The 18,233-nt window shown below is 64.0% G+C and carries 14 protein-coding genes; 4 read left to right on the forward strand and 10 right to left on the reverse strand.

The window, feature by feature from the left end:
- Nucleotides 1–57: 57 nt before the first annotated feature.
- Together ASD02_RS12895 and ASD02_RS12900 are read left to right on the forward strand one after the other, a co-directional pair.
- Nucleotides 58–852, forward strand: a complete 795-nt coding sequence (locus tag ASD02_RS12895) for a helix-turn-helix transcriptional regulator (RefSeq protein WP_057211094.1) — start codon at nt 58–60, stop codon at nt 850–852.
- A 173-nt stretch (nt 853–1,025) separates the two neighbouring features.
- Nucleotides 1,026–1,367 carry a PAAR domain-containing protein gene (locus ASD02_RS12900; protein ID WP_057211096.1) on the forward strand — a complete coding sequence of 114 codons (342 nt, stop codon included), beginning with the start codon at nt 1,026–1,028 and terminating at the stop codon, nt 1,365–1,367.
- A gap of 81 nt (nt 1,368–1,448) precedes the next feature.
- Here the strand turns inward: ASD02_RS12900 and ASD02_RS12905 are convergent, their stop codons facing one another.
- The 9 genes from ASD02_RS12905 to ASD02_RS12945 all read right to left on the reverse strand — a co-directional run bounded on the left by ASD02_RS12905 (nt 1,449) and on the right by ASD02_RS12945 (nt 13,889).
- On the reverse strand, nt 1,449–3,101 hold the full coding sequence (locus tag ASD02_RS12905; protein WP_025427817.1) for an ABC transporter ATP-binding protein: 1,653 nt from the start codon (nt 3,099–3,101) through the stop codon (nt 1,449–1,451).
- Nucleotides 3,094–3,921 (reverse strand): ABC transporter permease, encoded by an 828-nt coding sequence (locus ASD02_RS12910; RefSeq protein WP_025427816.1) that lies wholly within the window; start codon nt 3,919–3,921, stop codon nt 3,094–3,096. The genes ASD02_RS12905 and ASD02_RS12910 overlap by 8 nt, the downstream gene beginning before the upstream one ends.
- Nucleotides 3,918–5,033, reverse strand: a complete 1,116-nt coding sequence (locus tag ASD02_RS12915) for an ABC transporter permease (RefSeq protein ID WP_057220751.1) — start codon at nt 5,031–5,033, stop codon at nt 3,918–3,920. Before ASD02_RS12915 ends, ASD02_RS12910 begins: the two co-directional genes overlap by 4 nt.
- Nucleotides 5,033–6,622, reverse strand: a complete 1,590-nt coding sequence (locus tag ASD02_RS12920; RefSeq protein ID WP_057220752.1) for an ABC transporter substrate-binding protein — start codon at nt 6,620–6,622, stop codon at nt 5,033–5,035. The genes ASD02_RS12915 and ASD02_RS12920 overlap by 1 nt, the downstream gene beginning before the upstream one ends.
- Before the next feature lie 340 nt (nt 6,623–6,962).
- Nucleotides 6,963–7,745, reverse strand: a complete 783-nt coding sequence (locus tag ASD02_RS12925; protein ID WP_025427813.1) for a carnitinyl-CoA dehydratase — start codon at nt 7,743–7,745, stop codon at nt 6,963–6,965.
- Between the two features lie 4 nt (nt 7,746–7,749).
- Complete coding sequence (locus tag ASD02_RS12930; protein ID WP_025427812.1) at nt 7,750–9,816, reverse strand: acetate--CoA ligase family protein; 2,067 nt, start codon at nt 9,814–9,816, stop codon at nt 7,750–7,752.
- Between the two features lie 230 nt (nt 9,817–10,046).
- Nucleotides 10,047–11,207: an acyl-CoA dehydrogenase family protein gene (locus ASD02_RS12935; protein ID WP_025427811.1), complete on the reverse strand. Its 1,161-nt coding sequence runs from the start codon at nt 11,205–11,207 to the stop codon at nt 10,047–10,049.
- A gap of 277 nt (nt 11,208–11,484) precedes the next feature.
- The gene (locus tag ASD02_RS12940) at nt 11,485–12,975 is read right to left on the reverse strand and encodes a carnitine 3-dehydrogenase (RefSeq protein WP_025427810.1); all 1,491 of its coding nucleotides are present in this window, start codon (nt 12,973–12,975) and stop codon (nt 11,485–11,487) included.
- 11 nt (nt 12,976–12,986) lie between these two features.
- Entirely contained in the window at nt 12,987–13,889 is a 903-nt protein-coding gene (locus ASD02_RS12945) for a 3-keto-5-aminohexanoate cleavage protein (RefSeq protein ID WP_025427809.1), read from the reverse strand.
- Between the two features lie 108 nt (nt 13,890–13,997).
- Between ASD02_RS12945 and ASD02_RS12950 the strand changes: the two genes are divergently transcribed.
- Nucleotides 13,998–15,035 carry a GlxA family transcriptional regulator gene (locus ASD02_RS12950; RefSeq protein WP_057220753.1) on the forward strand — a complete coding sequence of 346 codons (1,038 nt, stop codon included), beginning with the start codon at nt 13,998–14,000 and terminating at the stop codon, nt 15,033–15,035.
- Nucleotides 15,036–15,267: 232 nt separating this feature from the next.
- On the opposite strand, the gene ASD02_RS12955 is transcribed toward ASD02_RS12950, so the two are convergent.
- Nucleotides 15,268–16,464: a LysR family transcriptional regulator gene (locus ASD02_RS12955; RefSeq protein ID WP_025427807.1), complete on the reverse strand. Its 1,197-nt coding sequence runs from the start codon at nt 16,462–16,464 to the stop codon at nt 15,268–15,270.
- A 209-nt stretch (nt 16,465–16,673) separates the two neighbouring features.
- Between ASD02_RS12955 and ASD02_RS12960 the strand changes: the two genes are divergently transcribed.
- A complete protein-coding gene (locus tag ASD02_RS12960; protein WP_025427806.1) occupies nt 16,674–18,212 on the forward strand; it encodes an aromatic amino acid lyase in 1,539 nt (512 codons plus the stop codon).
- Nucleotides 18,213–18,233: the final 21 nt, after the last annotated feature.

The following is an 18,233-nucleotide window of genomic DNA, read 5'->3' on the forward strand; positions in this document are numbered from 1 at the left end:
CTTGACGCTGATTTACGCGACTTTACGCTATCTGTTCCGGATCGCTGGGAGCCGCTCGTGCACGACGCCGACAACTTTGCCGCCAATCTTCGTTTCGCCTGCGCGACGCGGCGCTCGATCTCGCAGATCTGTCGCGAGATCGGCATCAACCGTCAGCAGTTCAACCGCTACATCAGTGGCGAGGCGCGGCCGTCGGCGCATAATGTCGCGCGCATCGCCAGCTTCTTCGGGCTGCAGGCGCAGGACTTTTCCCTGTCGTCGAAACTGTTCGAAGCCCGCATGGTCAGGCCCGATCGCGACCGCTCGCAAGCCGGGCTGCTGCTTGAAGGATTTCCCGGTGATCTGGCCGGGCTTCGCCGCCATATCGGCTATTACCAGACCTACCATCTCTCGCCGTCGTGGCCCGGCCGCGTCGTCTGTTCCTGCGCCCGCATTCACGAGGAGAGCGGATCGATCCGGGTGAAGTCGATTGAGCGCATCCGCGATGCCGCCAACGAAATCCAGCAGTTTTCGAAATATGTCGGCCTCGTCACCTTCTGGCGCAATCGCATCTTCATCGCCGAGCGCAGCGTCGGGCGCCAGCCGATGCTGTCGCAGACGATCCTGATGCCGTTCGAAGTGCATCAGCGCGTCTATCTGCGCGGCACGACCATGGGCGTTTCCTGGCGCAAGGAAAACCTGCCCTATGCCTCGCGGATGATCTGGCGCACCCTCGGCCAGGAGCCGGATATCCGGCAGATGCTGTCGCGCTGCGGCGTGCTGGCCACAGGCTCGCGGCAGATGCCCTCGACGGTCAGGGCCTTTCTCGAAACGCCTGATGCCGACGTGCTGACGGTGCCGACCGATTATTGAGATAGCGTGCGCGGCGTTGCCGACTTAAAGCGCATCGCGATCTCCAGGTTTGCTCGCTGCGCTTTAAGTTCTTGTTTCTACGCATGTCGTTATCGCAAAACCGCTGCGCACTTTTGCGCGACATGCTCTAGATTGCGTTGCATTCCGCGTCTGCACCGTCGAAGGAGAAGCTGATGAAATCTGCAGATATCGCCATGTCTGGACTTCTGCTCGCGGTCTCGGCCATGCCGTCTGCCGCCGAAGATGCGCGCCCGCCCATCCCGGCTTGCGCGCTTTCCGGCTCCACCAGCGTCATGATCGGCGGCCAGCCGGCGCTTCGGCTCTCCGACGTCGCCAACTGTCCGCCGGAGCTTTACGAGGTGGTGCCGAGCATCATGATCGAAGGGCAGCCGGTCGTGCATTTCCGGTCAGGCAGTGGCGCCACCGGCGACTGCACCGCCAAGGCGGAGCCGTCGGTGACCTTTGAGGGCGAAGCGGCGCAACGATTGGGCGATGTCGATTGCAAGGTGAAGTGACGGCTGGATCGTCTTGACCAACCTAGCCCTCTCCCCGCAGGCGGGGAGAGGGGACTACGTAGGCACTTTCGGCGCTGGCCCTCAGTTGCCCGCACTTTCCATGCGGCGGGTCGTCAGCACCCGCTCCAGCCAGCCGATTTCCATCTCGGGAACGGACTTTAGCAACAGGTCGGTATAGTCGTCGAAGGGCGGTGCCAGCACCTTGGACTTCGGGCCGAAACGCACCAGCCGGCCGCGATGCATCACCGCGACGCTGTCGGCAATCGCCCGGACGATGGCGATGTCGTGGGTGATAAAGACATAGGAAACAGCGGTTTCCTCCTGAAGCTTCAAAAGCAGATTCAGGATGCCTTCGGCCACCAGCGGGTCGAGGGCCGAGGTTGGCTCGTCGCAGAGGATGAGTTCCGGCTCCGCGGCGAGCGCCCGGGCAATGGCGACGCGCTGCTTCTGGCCGCCGGAAAGCTCGGCCGGATAGCGATCGAGGAACTTCGTTCCCATCTCGATCTGGTCGAGCAGTTCCTTGACCCGCGCCGTCTTCTTGGCGCCATGCATGCCGAAGTAGAAGGACAGCGGTCGGCCGACGATGTCGCGCACCGTTTGGCGCGGGTTCATCGCCGTATCGGCCATCTGGTAGATCATCTGGATGCGGCGCAGTTCGTCGTTGCTGCGGCCCTTCAAGGCGCGCGGCAGTTCCTTGCCTTCGAAGGTGATGCGCCCTTCGGTCGGCGGCAAGAGGCCGGTGATGACGCGCGCCAGCGTCGACTTGCCGGAACCGCTTTCGCCAACGATCGCCAACGTCTGGCCCTTGGGCAGATGCATGGAAACGTCGTGCAGCACCTTGAAGCCGTTGGCATAGCCAGCGCTGATATGCTCGATCTTCAATTGCGTGCCGGTCTGGTCCGGCGCTTCTTCGCGCTTGGTCTGGCGTACGCTGACCAGTGCCCGGGTATAGTCTTCGGCCGGAGCCTCGATCACCTGTTTGGTGGTGCCGTACTCCACCGTCTTGCCGTGGCGCAGCACCATGATGTCGTCGGAGATCTGGGCGACAACGGCAAGGTCATGGGTGATGTAGAGGGCTGCGGTGTGCGTTTCCTCGATCGCGTGCTTGATCGCGGCGAGCACGTCGATCTGGGTCGTCACGTCGAGCGCCGTCGTCGGCTCGTCGAAGACGATCAGCTCCGGGTTGGGGCAGAGCGCCATAGCGGTCATCGCCCGCTGCAACTGACCGCCGGAAACCTGGTGAGGATAACGCTCGCCGAAGCTTTCCGGATTCGGCAAGCCGAGCACCTGGAACAGGTAGAGCGCACGCTTTTTTGCTTCCTCGCGGTTCATGATGCCGTGGCGAAGCGATGCCTCGATCACCTGATCACCGAGCCGGTGCGCCGGGTTGAAGGCGGCGGCCGCCGACTGTGCGACGTAGCAGACGCGGGCGCCGCGGATCGAGCGGATGCCGTTCTTGTCGAGCGGCAGGATATCCTTGCCGTCGAGCAGCACCTGGCCCCCGGTGATGCGCACGCCACCGCGGCCATAGGCGAGCGCCGACAGGCCAATGGTCGACTTGCCGGCCCCGGATTCGCCGATCAGGCCAAGCACCTTGCCCTTCTGGAGGTCGAAGGAAACGCCTTCGACCAGGGTCACGGTTTTCGGTGGCTCGCCCGGGGGATAGCTGGTCGCTTCGATCTTCAGGTTCTTGACGGAAAGAAGCGTGTTCTTGTCAGGTGAAGCCTCAGGCATCGCCACGCCCTCCTTTCAGGCTGGAGGTTCTCTTCATCAGCCAGTCGACCACGAGGTTGACGCAGATCGCCAGTGTCGCGATCGCAGCACCCGGGATCAGGGCAGCTGATATGCCGAAGATGATGCCATCCTTGTTGTCCTTGACCATGCCGCCCCAGTCGGCGGCCGGCGGCTGGATGCCGAGGCCGAGGAAGGAGAGGGTGGAAAGAAACAGGATGGAAAAGGCAAAGCGCAGGCCGAACTCGGCAAGCAGCGGCGACAACGTGTTGGGCAGGATCTCGCGGAAGATGATCCAGACGCTGCCTTCGCCTCTTAGTCTGGCCGCCTCGACGAACTCCATGACCGCGACATCGAGCGCGACCGCGCGGCCGATGCGGAACACGCGGGTGGAATCGAGCACGGCCATGACCAGGATCAGGATCCACAGATGCTGCGGCAGCACCGCCAGCACGACGAGGGCGAAGATCAGCGTCGGGATCGCCATCATCAGATCGTTGAAGCGGGAGAAGAACTGGTCGACGAACCCGCCCATGACCGCGGCGGTGAAGGAGAGGATCATGCCGAGCGAGAAGGACAGCACGGTTGCCGCCAGCGCCACGAAGATGGTGGTGCGGGCGCCGTAGATCAGGCGCGACAGCAGGTCGCGCCCGAGATTGTCGGTGCCGAGCAGGAAGTCGCCACCGGAAGGAAGCCAGACGTCGCCGACGACCTCGCGTTCGCCGAAGGGGGCGATGACAGGGGCGAACAGGGCGCAGAAGATCGCAATGGCGATGCCGGCGATGCCGATCCAGGCGCTAAGGGGGATGGATCTCAGGTTCATCGCGGATGCCTCAGTCTCGGGTTGGCGAGAATGGCGATAATGTCGGCCGCCATGTTGAGGAAGATGTAGAAAGCCGCGAAGATCAGGCCGCAGGCCTGCACGACCGGCATGTCGCGCACGGTCACGGCATCCACCATGTATTGCCCCATGCCGGGATAGACGAACACCACCTCGACCACGACGACGCCGACGACGAGATAGGCAAGGTTGAGCGCGATGACGTTGATAACAGGTGCCACGGCATTGGGAGCGGCGTGGCGGGCGATGATGCGGAACATGCCAAGCCCTTTGAGTTCGGCCGTCTCGACATAGGCCGACGACATGACGTTGAGGATCGCCGCTCGGGTCATGCGCATCATGTGGGCGAGAACGACGAGCACGAGGGTTGCGACCGGAAGCGCGATCGCCGAAAGCCGCTCGCTGAAGGTCATGCTGTCATAGACCGTCGCCGGGAAGGTGGCGACGCCGAATTTGACGGCGAAGAACATGATCAGGAGATAGCCGACGAAGAACTCGGGCAGCGAGATGGCCGCCAGTGAGACGACGTTGATGATCTTGTCCGGCAGCCGGTTGCGGAACTGCACCGCCAGCATGCCCAAGCCGACGGCAAGCGGCACGGAGACGAGCGCGGCGAAGAAAGCGAGGAACAGCGAATTGCCGAGACGCTTGCCGATCTGTTCCCCGACCGAGTTCTTGCTGGCCCAGGAGGTGCCGAAGTCGCCTTGCACGGCGCCGCCGAGCCAGGAGAGGTAACGCTCGCTCCAGGGCTTGTCGAGGCCGAGGTCCTTGCGGATGTTTTCCACCGCCTGCGGCGTTGCCGACTGGCCGAGATAGGTGGTGGCGAAGTCGCCGGGAAGCGCCTCGATGCCGCCGAAGATCATCAGCGACACGGCAAAGAGCAGGCCGACGCTCAGGCCGAGGCGCTGAAGGATCAGCGCCGCGAGAGGACGGCGAAAGATAAAGCGCCGCCAGAAGGTGCCACCGAGTTCGCCCTGGGCGTCGGCGGGGTTGGGTTTTGCTGGTACACCGGAAAGATCGGCAGACCGCGGATGTGCTCCATCCGCGGTCCCATCCGTCGGAACCGGACCAGTCATCGGTCCGCTTTCCATCATCAGGCGTCGAGCCAGACGCGGGTCGCGACGTAGCCATTCGACATGTCGTTGCCGATATCGTGGACGTAGCCTTTCACCTGCTTGGTGGAGGCGTTCACGAAGTCGTTGAACATCGGCAGGATCAGGCCGCCTTCGTCGCGCACCATCATCGCCATGGTGCGATACATGTCCTTGCGCTTGGTCTCGTCCAGTTCGGAGCGTGCCTCGAGCAGGATCTTGTCGAAGTCGGGGCGCAGGAAGCGCGTGTCGTTCCAGTCGGCGGTGGACAGATAGGCTGTCGAATACATCTGGTCCTGGGTCGGGCGCCCGCCCCAGTAGGATGTGGAGAACGGCTGGACGTTCCAGACGTTCGTCCAGTAGCCGTCGCCCGGTTCGCGCTTGACCTCGATCTCGATGCCTGCCTTCTTCGCGCTTTCCTGGTAGAGCACGGCCGCATCGACGGCGCCTGGGAAGGCGACGTCGGAGGTGCGCAGCAGCACCGAGCCACTGTGGCCGGACTTCTTGTAATGGAAGGCCGCCTTGTCGGGGTCATAGGCGCGCTGCTCGATGCCTTCGGGGAAGAGGGCGTAGGTGTCGTTGATCGGGAAGTCGTTGCCGACCTTGCCGTAACCGCCGAGGATGCGCTCGACCATGGTCTCGCGGTCCATCGCATATTTCAGCGCCATGCGCAGGTCGATATTGTCGAACGGCGCAGTGTTGCAGTGCATGATGAAGACGTAGTGGCCGCGGCCGGACGTGTTCAGGATCTCGACGGTCGGCGCCTTCTTCAGGAGATTGACGGTCTTCGGATCGACGCGGTTGATGAAGTGGACCTGATCGGAGGAAAGGGCCGCGATGCGAGCGGTGGCATCGTTGATTGCAATCAGCTCGACCGAATCGACAAAGCCGCGATCCGTCCGCCAGTCGTCGGTATTTCGCTCGAAGGTGGCGCGAACGCCGGCCTCGAAGCTCGCCACCTTGAAGGGTCCGGTGCCGATCATGGCGTCGGGAGCGTCGATGCCACCATTCGGCTGGATGATCAGGTGATAGTCGGACAGAAGCAGCGGCAGATCGGCATTGCCCTCCGTCAGCTTCAGCACCAGCTTGTCGCCGTCGGCCTTGATCTCCTCGATCGATTTCATCACGCCGAGCGCGCCGGACTCCGACTTCTCGTCGGTGTGGCGCTGCAGCGTCTTGATGACGTCGTCGATGGTCAGTTCCTTGCCGTCGTGGAACTTCACGCCCTTGCGGATGGCGAAGGTCCAGGTCGAGGCATCGGCAGATGGCTCCCAGGATTCGGCGAGCGCCGGCACGGGTGCGCCGGTGGTCGGATGGCTTTCGACCAGCATGTCGCCCCAGTTGCGGCCGACGACGAACATGAACTGCGAGAGTGCCTTGGCCGGATCTTTCGAGTCGGTCGCGGCAGCGCCTTCGAGGCCGAGTTTCAGATGGCCGCCGCGCTTCGGCTCCTGGGCCGCGGCGCTGGTGGCAAACAGTGTTCCTGCCGTCGATGCGAGGATGCCGGCTGCAGCCGCGCGTCCGAGAAATTCACGCCGGTTCATCCTGCCGAGCATGACCTGTCGTGTGAGGTAATCCTTGTAATCGCTCATTCCCCTGTTCCCTTCTGTGTCGGCATTCGCCGTTCGTTGTGGTTGGTAGAGATTGCTGCGTACCGCCACCTTGCGGATGGCTTTCGGATCGGCCGTTTGGGCCCATTTTTTGTCTTCGCTTGCCTCGTTTCTCCTTTCTCGGGCGGACGCTCTTGGCTTCAGATCGATAAGCCTAATCGCTCGATTGCACCTTGTAACGTCCTAAATTATAATTCATTTCCATAAGCTACATTTATGGATAGGCCTTCGGCGGCGCGCGGGAGACCCCACACGTTCCGTGACGTCGCTTTGCCGGTTCACCGGCCCGTCGTCAGTCCTGCGCCGCCCGTGGCAGCGTCTGTCAGCGCCCCTTCCAGACCGGGTCGCGCTTCTCGGCAAACGCCTTTGCGCCCTCCAGCTGGTCCTCGCTCGAATAAAGAATGTCGACAGTCTTGAACTGCCGGCGGGTGATCTTGTTCATCGTCGCCTGGAAGGTCTCGCCCTCGGCTGCGCGCACCACTTCCTTGATGGCGGCATAGACGAGCGGCGGGCCGCTCTCGAGCAGGCGGGCGAGCTCCCAGGCGCGCGCCATCAGCTTGTCGGCGGGCAGGATCTCGTTGACGAAGCCCCAGCGGTTGGCTTCGACGACATCGAGCCAGCGGCCGGTCAGGAGCATGTCCATGGCGATGTGATAGGGGATGCGCTTCGGCAGCTTGATCGAGGCGGCGTCGGCGACGGTGCCGGAGCGGATTTCCGGCAGCGCGAAGGTGGCGTGCTCGGCTGCGAGGATCAGATCGGTGGAAAGCGCGATTTCGAGGCCGCCACCGCAGCAGATGCCGTTGACGGCTGATATCACAGGCTTGTTGAGATCGCGCAGTTCCTGCATGCCGCCGAAGCCGCCGATGCCGTAGTCGCCATCGACAGCATCGCCGGCCGCCGCCGCCTTCAGGTCCCATCCCGGACAGAAGAATTTTTCGCCGGCCCCGGTGATGATGGCGACGCGCAGCGTGTCGTCGTCGCGAAAGTCGCGGAAGATCTCGCCCATCACCCGGCTGGTCTTCAGGTCGATGGCGTTCGCCTTCGGCCGGTCGATCGTGACTTCGAGAATGCCGCCTTCGCGGCGGGTAAGGATCGGTCCGGTCATGGCGTCAGTTCCTCCGGCGGATCAGGGCGTCGGCGGCGATGGCTCCATGGCCTTCCGGTAACACCATTAAAGGATTGATATCGAGTTCTTCGAGGTTTGAAGCGTTTGAAACGACATAGGATGCCGCAGCGGCGACAGCGTCGGCAAGGGCCGCGAAATCGCCCTTCGGTCCGCCGCGGTAGCCGTCGAGCAACTTCCTGATCTTCAGTCCGTCGATCGCCTCGCGGATCAGCTCCGGCGTCGTCGGCAGCGTCAGGATTGCGGAATCATCCAGCAGTTCCACGAGGATGCCGCCGGCGCCGATGGTCAGCACCGGGCCCGCGACGGGATCGCGCATCGCGCCGATGATGAGTTCGGCCACGGGTTTTGCCACCATCTTCTCGATGAGATAACCCGATGCCACGGCAGCCATGCCTTCCGCGGCGCTAAGCACCTCGGCACTGCTTGCAAGGTTCAGCTTGACGGCCCCGGCCTCGGTCTTGTGGGCGACGCCCAGCCCCTTGAGCACGACGGGGAAACCGAGGCTTTCGGCTGCCGTGGCGGCCTCTTGCGGCGTCGATGCGGTCGTGCCCGGCGGAACCTTAAGGCCCGAAGCCGCAAGCTCGGTCTTGGCTTCATGTTCGCTAAGGGTGATGGCATTGCCACCGCCTGAAACGCCGCCGTTCAGGAGCTTCGGCGGTGCGGGTCTGGCCCAGGCCGCGCCGATGCCGGCAGCGGTCTCGACGGCTGCCAACGCCTCGTCGATCCCAAAGAAGGGGATGACACCGGCAGCCATCAGAGAGAGTGCCGTCTGTTCCGGCATGTTTTCGCCGAGGCTGGCGACGATACCGGCGCGGGCGCTGGTCGCGTTTGCCGCATCGATCACCGCGTCGCAGGTCGTCACCCAGTCGGCCGCGTCGCAGCGGTCCTGGCGGGGGAAGTCCAGCACGATCAGGTTGAGCGCATAGCCGCCCTTCATCATCGCGCTGAAGGCGGTCGTCTGTTTCTCGCGGTTGCCCCAGACGAAGGTGTGGTAGTCGAGCGGGTTGGCGATCGTCACCATCTCGCCGAGGCTTTCCTTCAGGGGGCGTCGCTGTTCTTCCTTCAGTGCCCGGAAGTTGACGCGATAGCGCACGCCGGCATCCGCCATCAGCGAGGCCTCGCCGCCCGAACAGCTCATCGAGGAAATCTCGCTGCTTTCGAGCGGGCCGGCGACATGCAGCAGCTTCAACGTTTCCAGCAGCGCCGGCAGCGTGTCGACGCGGCCGATGCCGAGGCGGGCGAGAAGTGCGGAGGAGACCCGGTCGTTGCCGGCAAGCGAGGCCGTGTGCGAGACCGTGGCAAGCTGGGCTGCCTCCGACTTGCCGACCTTCAAAGTCACGACCGGCTTGCCGAGTTCACGGGCGCGCGTTGCCAGCCGCTCGAGCGCTGCAATGCTGTCGAAACCCTCGATATGCAGGCCGACGGCAGTGACGCGCGGATCTTCCAGCACGGCGCAGGCGATGTCGGACAGGCCGGTCTGCGCCTGGTTGCCGGCGGTCATGAGATAGGCGAGCGGCAGGCCGCGCGTCTGCATCGAGATGTTGCAAGCGATGTTGGAGGATTGCGTCAGGACGGCAACGCCTCTTTCGACGCGCTGCATACCGTGCTGGTCGGGCCAGAGCAGGGCGCCGTCGAGCATGTTGATGAAGCCGTAACAATTCGGGCCGACGATTGGCATGTCGCCGGCAGCGGCAACGAGCGCTTCCTGCATGTCGTTGCCGTCATCGAGTTCGCTTGCCGCCTCGCGAAAACCCGAGGCATAGCAGACGGCGCCGCCGGCACCGCGCGCCGAAAGCGCCGCGATGATGTCGATGGTGAGCTGCCGATTGACGCCGACGAAGGACGCGTCCGGTGCTCCGGGAAGGTCGGCGACCGAGCGGTAGCACCTGCGTCCGAGGATCTGGTCCTCCCTCGGATGCACCGGCCAGATATCGCCGGCGAAGCCCATCTTGTCGCATTGTTCGATGACCCGCCGCGCCTCCTTGCCGCCGAAGACGGCGATGGATTTTGGTCGGATCAGCCTGTCGAGGGAACGGGGTGTTTGGGTCATCTAATCAGACACTCCCACGTTCCTGTGTTTCGCGACGCCTTCATTCCTGTGCTCGTCACAGGAATCCAGCCGTCTTGCATCGGCAAGCCGGTGAAGAGTGTTTCTGCCTTGGAGGCGGTGTCGGGTCTGGTGTTCGTCAAAGGGTCAATCGCGGCACGGACGTGCCGCTGCTGGATTCCTGTGACGGGCACAGGAATGAGGGGTGGGGAGGAGCGCCGCTCGATCATTCGTTACGCTCCGAGCGGCCGCAGCAGGTCGCGGCTGATGATGTGGCGCTGGATCTCGGAGGTGCCGTCCCAGATGCGCTCGACGCGGGCGTCGCGCCAGAAGCGGGCGAGCGGCAGGTCGTCCATCAGCCCCATGCCGCCGAAGATCTGGATCGCCTCGTCGGTGACGCGGGCAAGCATTTCGGTGGCGTAGACCTTGGCAGAGGCGATCTCGCGGTTGGAGGGCAGGCCCTGGTCGAGGCGCCAGGCGGCCGAAAGCGTCAGCAGATCGGCGGCGTCGATCTCGGTGATCATGTCGGCGAGCTTGAAGGAGACGCCCTGGTTGGCGCCGATCGGCTTGCCGAACTGCTTGCGCTCGGCGGCGTAGTTCAGCGCGTAATCGAAGGCGCGACGCGCGCGGCCGACCGAGGTCGCAGCCACCGTCAGCCGTGTGGCGAACAGCCAGTCGTTGGCGACGTCGAAGCCTTTGTGTACTTCGCCGAGGATCTGGGCGGAGGGCAGGCGGCAGTCGTCGAAGGTCAGGATGCAGTTGTTGTAACCGCGGTGGGAGACGGAGCTGTAACCCTTGCGGATCTCGAAGCCGGGCGTGCCGCGGTCGACGAGGAAGCAGGTGATCTTCTTTTTTGGCCCGCGCGGTGTGTCCTCTTCACCCGTTGCGATGAAGACGATGACGAAATCGGCGATGTCCGCATGGCTGATGAAATGCTTGGTGCCGTTGACGATCCAGTCGTCGCCGTCCTTGCGGGCAAAGCACTTCATGCCGCGCACGTCGGAGCCGGCATCCGGCTCGGTCATGGCGAGCGCGTCGAACTTGTCGCCCTTGACCGCCGGCAGCAGGTATCTTTCGCGCTGCTCGTCGTTGCAGGCCATCAGGATGCCCGAAGGGCGGCCGAAGAAGACGGTGAGGCCCATCGAGCCGCGGCCGAGCTCGCGTTCGACCAGCGTGAAGGACGTATGGTCGAGACCGGCGCCGCCCACCTCTTCGGGGAAATTGCAGCCGAAGAAGCCGATTTCCTTGCACTTGCGGGCAATATCCTGGCCCAGTTCGGGCGGCACGATACCCGTGCGCTCGACCTCGTCCTCATACGGATAGATTTCGGTCTCGACGAAGCTGCGGACCGTGTCGACGATCATCTGCTGTTCATCGGTCAGTGCGAAATTCATGTGTTCTCCCTCGCAATTTATCTGCCTGCCCTCTGGCCGATCTCCCCATCGGCCGCTGGCATGCGCGGTTGCCTGCCCCTCACCCTAACCCTCTCCCCGCAGGCGGGGAGAGGGGACGCTTTGCGGCTGCGCTCCTACTGCCGAAGACAGGGGCGAGCGGCTGCAGCATGTTCCTTCGCCCGTTGACGGGGACAAGGTCGCGGCAGCGGGATGAGGGGCGGCCGTCGCCCGACTTTTCCCGCAAAGACTGCCCCTTCCACGTCGAAGGAGCCGTCCGTTAGCGCTTCTGGCCGACGAACCGTCCGGCACCTTCGGGCGTCGGCAGGCCGGCGTGGGCCTCGGTGATCGCCTTCAGCTTGTCCAGGACCTTGGCTGGGGCAGCGACCGATTTGCCGGCCTTGCTGTCGACGTGCAGCATCATCTGCTCGGCGGTTGCGATGGCTTCCTTCGTTTCGGCATTGTAGATCGTCGAGAAGAGATGCAGGCGCTTCTCGTCCGACGACAGAAGCTGGCAGGTCGAATAGAGCGCATCGCCGAGCTTGGCCTCGCCGAGGTTCCGGATATGGGTCTCGACCGTGTAGTAGCTGTGGCCGTCGCGGACATAGTCGAGGTCGACGCCGATCAGGCGCAGCAGGCCGTCGGAGGTATCGCCGAACACCTGGAGATAGCGGTGCTCGGTCATGTGGCCGTTATAGTCGACCCAGGCGGCGCTGACCTTGGTGTCGAGAATGTGCAGCGGCTTGACGTCGCCGAGATCGGCTTCAGGCTTCTTGGCGTTGGCCCAGAGCTTCGCCTCGAAGTCGGCAAGCAGCTTGCCGGCGCCCCAGCCTTCGCCGCCATTGCCCGATTTCAGCGCATGCATGATGCCGACGAGGTTTTCGTCGCGGATGCGCTCGAGCTCGCGGATCGAGCGGCCGGCGGCCTGCGCGTCCGACTGTGCACCGATCTTCTCCACCAGCGCATCGTCGAGATCGACGACATCGGTGAACTTGGTCCAGGGCCATTTCAGGCAGGGGCCGAACTGGGCAAGGAAGTGGCGCATGCCGGCTTCGCCGCCGGCGATGCGGTAGGTCTCGAACAGACCCATCTGCGCCCAGCGCATGCCGAAGGAGTAACGCATGACATTGTCGAGCGTCTCGGTATCGCAGATGTCATCCTGGATCAGCCACAGCGCCTCGCGCCAGAGCGCTTCCAGCAGACGGTCGCCGACGAAGGCCTCGATCTCCTTGGCAATGACGACGCCCTTCATGCCGATCTGTTCGACGCCCTGCATGGCGCGCTCGATCGTCGCCTTCGACGTCTTCTTGCCGCCGACGAGTTCGACGAGCGGCAGCAGGTAGACGGGGTTATACGGGTGCGCCACGAACATGCGCTCGGGGTGCTTCATCTCGGCCTGCAGGTCGGATGGTAGCAGCCCCGAAGTGGAGGAGCCGATCAGCGCGTCAGGTCTTGCGGCGGCATCGATCTGAGTGATGACGCCGCGCTTCAGCTCCAGCCGCTCGGGCACGCTTTCCTGAATCCAATCAGCGTCCTTGACCGTTTCCTCGATGCTTTTGCAGAAGGTGAGTTTTCCCTTCGGCGGCAGCGGCGCCATGGTCAGCATCGCATAGGCGCGCTCGGCATTGGCCATGACTTCGCCGATGATGCGTTCTGCCTCCGGATGCGGGTCGAAGATCTTCACATCGATGCCGGCAAGCGCAAACCGCGCTACCCAGGCGCCGCCGATGACGCCGCCACCGACGCAGGCTGCTTTCGTTATAAGGCTCATGATATCCCCGCTCAGCGCTTCGTCAGCTTCAGTTTCTTGCGGACCTCATCCGGCCCGATGATCTTGGCACCCATGCCCTCGATGAGGCCGACTGCCTTTTCGACGAGCTGACCGTTGGTCGCGAGCTGGCCCTTGCCGATATAGAGATTGTCTTCGAGGCCGACGCGGACGTTGCCGCCGGCAAGGACTGCTGCTGCCGGGTAGGCAAGCGCGTTCCGGCCGATTGAGAAGGCAGAGAAGGTCCAGTTATCCGGCACGTTGTTGACCATGGCCATGAAGGTGTTGAGGTCATCAGGCGCCCCCCACGGAATGCCCATGCAGAGCTGGATCAGCACCGGATCCTCGATCAGCCCTTCCTCGGCGAGCTGCTTGGCGAACCAGAGGTGGCCGGTGTCGAAGGCCTCGATCTCGGGGCGGACACCGAGCGCCGTCATCTGCCGCGCCATTTCGCGCAGCATCGACGGCGTGTTGGTCATGACATAGTCGCCGAGCGAGAAGTTCATGGTGCCGCAGTCGAGCGTGCAGATTTCCGGCAGGCAGTCGGCGACATGGGCAACGCGCTCGGTGGCGCCGGCCATGTCGGTGCCTTTTTCGTTGACCGGGAACGGGCTTTCGACATTGCCGAAAACCAGGTCCCCGCCCATGCCGGCTGTCAGGTTGAGCACGACATCGACATCGGCGGAGCGGATGCGGTCGGTGACTTCGCGGTAGAGATCGAGCCTGCGGGCAGGGGCGCCGGTGTCCGGATCGCGGACGTGGCAGTGGGCCACGGCAGCACCCGCCTTGGCGGCTTCAATCGCCGCATCGGCAATCTGCTTTGGCGTGATCGGAACGTGGCTGGACTTTGAAACGGTGTCTCCGGCGCCGGTGACGGCACAGGTGATGAATACCTCGCGGTTCATGCTGAGCGGCATTGCAGTCTCCCTTTTATTAAAGCCATTACGAGCCAAGAACGGCGGCTCTGCTTTTCATAATCGGTTCTATCTTGTACATTATCGGCAACGATAAGGAGAAGTTTGCGAATGGATCAGAGCGTTTCGCAGGTGCAGCACGCCGACATCCTGGTGTTGCCGGAGACCAACCTGATCCTCGTTGCCTCGGTGATCGAGCCGATGCGCGCTGCCAACCGCATCGCCGGCCGGCCGCTCTACAGCTGGACGCTCTACAGCCCTGACGGCGAGCCGATCGAAACCAAGAGCGGCATCCCCATTCCGGTTGCAGGCGCTTTCCGACCACAGCGCGAAACGGCGCCGCTCTTCATCCTGTCGAGCTACAATTGGCAGCGGAGCGCCACCTCGCAGCTGAAGATGATGCTGTCGCAGACGGCGCGCCATCGCGAGCTGATGGCGGGCATCGAATCCGGCTCCTGGCTGCTTGCCGAAACCAGCTTGCTCGACAATTCCAAAGCCACCACCCACTGGGAGGATTTCGAGGATTTTACCGCCACCTATCCGCAGGTGACGATGGTGCGCGAACGGTTCGTCATCGACGGCAAGCGCATCACCACCGGCGGCTCCCTGCCGACGCTCGACCTGATGCTGGAGCTGATCCGCCGGGCGCACGGCTATTCGCTGGCGCTCGAAGTGTCGCGCCTGTTCATCTACGAACAGGAGCGCACCCGCGGCGACCTCCTGCAGATGCCGGCGATCGGCAACATGCGCATCCTCGACCCCCGTGTCGGCGCCGCGGTCAAGCTGATGGAGGAAACGGTTGAGGCGCCTTTGACGCTCGCGCGGCTCGCCCGCCGCATCGGCGTCGGTGCCCGGCACCTGCGGGACCTGTTTCGCGACACGATGGGGGTGGGGCCGCACGAACATTACCTGGCGCTGCGCCTTAATGCGGCGCGGCGTAAGGTGATCGAGACGCGCATGGAATTTGCCGACATCGCCGCGATCACCGGCTTCAATTCGTCATCATCCCTCTCGCGCAGCTACCGCGCCCATTACCGCGAGAGCCCGAGCGAGACGCGTCGTCGGCTGAAGCTTGGCCATGGAGCCGAGGATCGCGGCCGTTCGCCGGAGGGTGCGATCGGCAAGGCCAAGGCGACTGGACATCCCTAAGGCACGTCGCGCAAAAGTGTTCAGCGGTTTTGCGATGACGACATGCGAAAAAACAAGAGCTTAAAGCGCAGCAAGCGAATCCGAAAGATCGCGACGCGCTTTAGCTGCTCAGGTGGAGACACCGGCTTTGAGGCGACGATGCACCTCATGAGCTGATTCAACGGTGCGGTATTCCTGAGTCGTTTCAGCTGTTTGACGGCAGATCGTGAAGAACTGATTCCGGCGATCCCGATTACGCTGGCGAGGCTGTCGCTGCCTGCGGACCCGTCTTCATCATGCCGATCATCAGGTCGCCGACCTCGCTGGAAAAGGCGCCGCGCGGCCAGATGAGCGTCAGCGACTGGCGGTAGAGCGGCCCTAGCCGGATCATGGCGGGTGGGCGCTGGACCCGCGACAGCGAGGTTTCCGGCAGCACCGAGAGATAGCCATGGTGGCTGACCAGGTTGATGATGACGGGGATGGAATCGACCTCGACCAGTGTCACGCGGCGGTGCTCATGCTCCGTGAGCGTGTCATCGAGAAAGCGGGTGACCTCCCGGCGCAGGCCGCTTCGCACGCTCGGAACGGCGATCGGGCAGGTGGCGAGCAGCCGGGGGAGATCGCCGCCCATTTCCGAAAGGGCCGGTGCCGGACCGGCGAGCACCAGTGCGGTTTCGGACACGAGACGGCCGTCGAAATCTGGTGGAATGCCGGCGATATCGAGCAGGGCGGCGTCGAAGCGCCGGCTCTTGAGACCGGCGAGAAGCTCGTCGGCGGTGGTGCTGGAGATGAACAGCGATTGCCGCGGGCGGGAGCGGTGCCAAGTGGCCGTCAGCGCCGCCAGCATGCGGGCAATCTCGCTTTCCGGCCCGAGCGGCATGACCGCGCCGAGGCGCCAGGTGGTGACGTCGCGGCGGAACCGGTCGGCCGAAGCGCGCGTCAGCCGCGCCCAGATATCGAGCAGGCGTTCGACTTCAGGGATGATGCCGAGGGCTGTCGGGGTGCAGACGATGCCGCCATGGGACCGCCCGAGCAGCCGGCATTGCAGATGACGTTCGAGGTCGGCGATCTGCCGTGTCAGTTGCGGCTGGCCAAGGCCGAGGGTGCGGGCGGCCGCCCGGATGCTGCCGGCCCGGGCGATCCGGACGAAACGGTCGAGGGCGACGAGGCCGACAGGCGGGATCGCAGTCGGTGGTTCGCCGCTAGCCGTAGTCAGCAGCGCCCGGATTGTGGCGCTTGCTTCGGTCACATCGGCCTGGCGTGCACGGGCCTCCAGCGTTAGGGCCACGAGGCCGCCGTCGCGACGGAAAAGCGGGATCGAAACGGCCTGTTCGAAGCGGCGAACGGCGGCGCTGACGCTCGACGGCGCACGGCTGCTCAAGGTGGCGGCGCGCCTTATGCCGCCTTCGCGCATGACGGCCTCGACGAGCAGGATCGTGGCGATATCCATTGCGTAAGTTCTCCGCCGGCATCGTCGGTGCCACCATGTTCAGAATTTGGCATCCGCCGTTCCGGATTTGGGATATATCACGAGAGCGAACAAAACGCATAGCATGCTGGCAGACGATCCCTCGCCCATAGAGGCGGGATCGCATCAAGTCTTTGCATCCACGCATCGTTTCGGCGTCGAGGCGGATCGCGTGGTAAGGTTCTCGAGGCATGCTGCAACAGGTCAAGTCCATCGTTCTCTGCGGAAAACCGCTCGACTTCGCGACGCTCGAGGAAATCGGCTCGGGTGCGGCGCGACCGGTCGCGGACGAGGGCGGCATGGAGCGGGTGGCGGCTGCCCACAAGGTGATCGCCGATCGCATCGCGCTCGGCCTGCCGGTCTACGGGTCCAACACCGGCGTCGGCTCGATGAAGGACCGGCTCTGGACGGCGGACGATCTGGCGGAGTTCAATACCTCCTTGGTGCGTGCCCATCATTTCGGCACCGGCGAATTTTTTGCGGTGCCGATCGTGCGCAAGGCCATCGCCATTCGCTGCAACACCGCGATGCGCGGGCATACCGGATGCAGCCCCGAGCTGATCCACGCCTTCCTCGCACTCATCGAGCACGACATCATCCCGGCAGTGCGTCGGCACGGCTCGATGGGCTGCGCCGATATCGGCCTGATGGGGCAGATCGCGGCCGTTCTGACCGGGGTCGGCGAAGCCTATCATCGCGGCCGGCTGGTTCCGGCCGAAACGGCGCTTGCCGATGCCGGGCTGACGCCTTTGGTGATGCGGCCGCGCGACGCGCTTGCGGCACTCAGCGTCAATGCGATTGCCTATTCGGCGGCCGCCGACGTGCTGCGCGAGGCGGCAGCGGCCATCCGCGTGCTGCTGGTGACCGGCGTGATGTCGTCGCAGGCGCTTGGCGCTTCGGCTGATCCGTGGCGGGTGGCCGCGACGCTGTCGACGCGGGGCGAGGCGCTGGTCGGCTCCTGGCTCTACGGCCAATCGGGCGTTTCCGACTGGCCCTTGCCGACGGCGATCCATGACCCATTGAGCCTGCGCATGACCGCACAGGTGTTCGGCGCCGTTGTCGATACGCTGCTGGTTGCCGCCGGCCGTCTGGTCGAGGCGACCTATCTTTCCGACGACAATCCGGTGGTGCTCGGCGGCCAGGTGCATGCCTCGGGTGCTTCGCTGCCCTTGACCACGACGCTCTATGTCGAAACGGCGCAAATCGCGTTTTCCCATGTGGCGCGCAACGTGCTCAACCGTTGCATCCTTCTGTCGAACGGCGGGCGCCGCAACCTGCCGGTCAATCTGGTGGCGCCGGGCGAAATCGCCACCGGCCTCGGCCCGCTGATGAAGCTTGCGGTCGAGCTCTACATGCGCGTGCAGTCGATGGCGGTGCCGCTTTCGGCCCAGTCGATCGTCGTTGCCGGCGGGTTGGAGGAAGAGGCGACCTTCCTGCCTTTGATCGTCGAGCGCATGGAAACCCAGGTGCGCGATCTGCGGCAGTTGGCGGCGATCGAGGCGATCCTGTCGTCGCAGGCGATCGATCTTGTCGGCGATGCGCCACACGGCATCGTCAAGCTCGCGCATGAGCGCACCCGCTCGATCAGCCCGATCTATCTGAAGGACCGGCCGCTATCGAAGGAAATCGAGGCGTTGCAAGGCGCGTTTACCTGCCATGACCTGCTGCGCACCTTCGTCACCATGGCGCCGATGCCGGAGTTCGACGACTTCTTTGCGCTGAGCAAGTGATCCAGGCTGATCCAACAAGGC

Origin of the sequence: Ensifer sp. Root1252 (genome assembly GCF_001425885.1) — a bacterium.
In the GTDB taxonomy this organism is placed as follows: Bacteria; Pseudomonadota; Alphaproteobacteria; order Rhizobiales; family Rhizobiaceae; genus Ensifer; species Ensifer canadensis.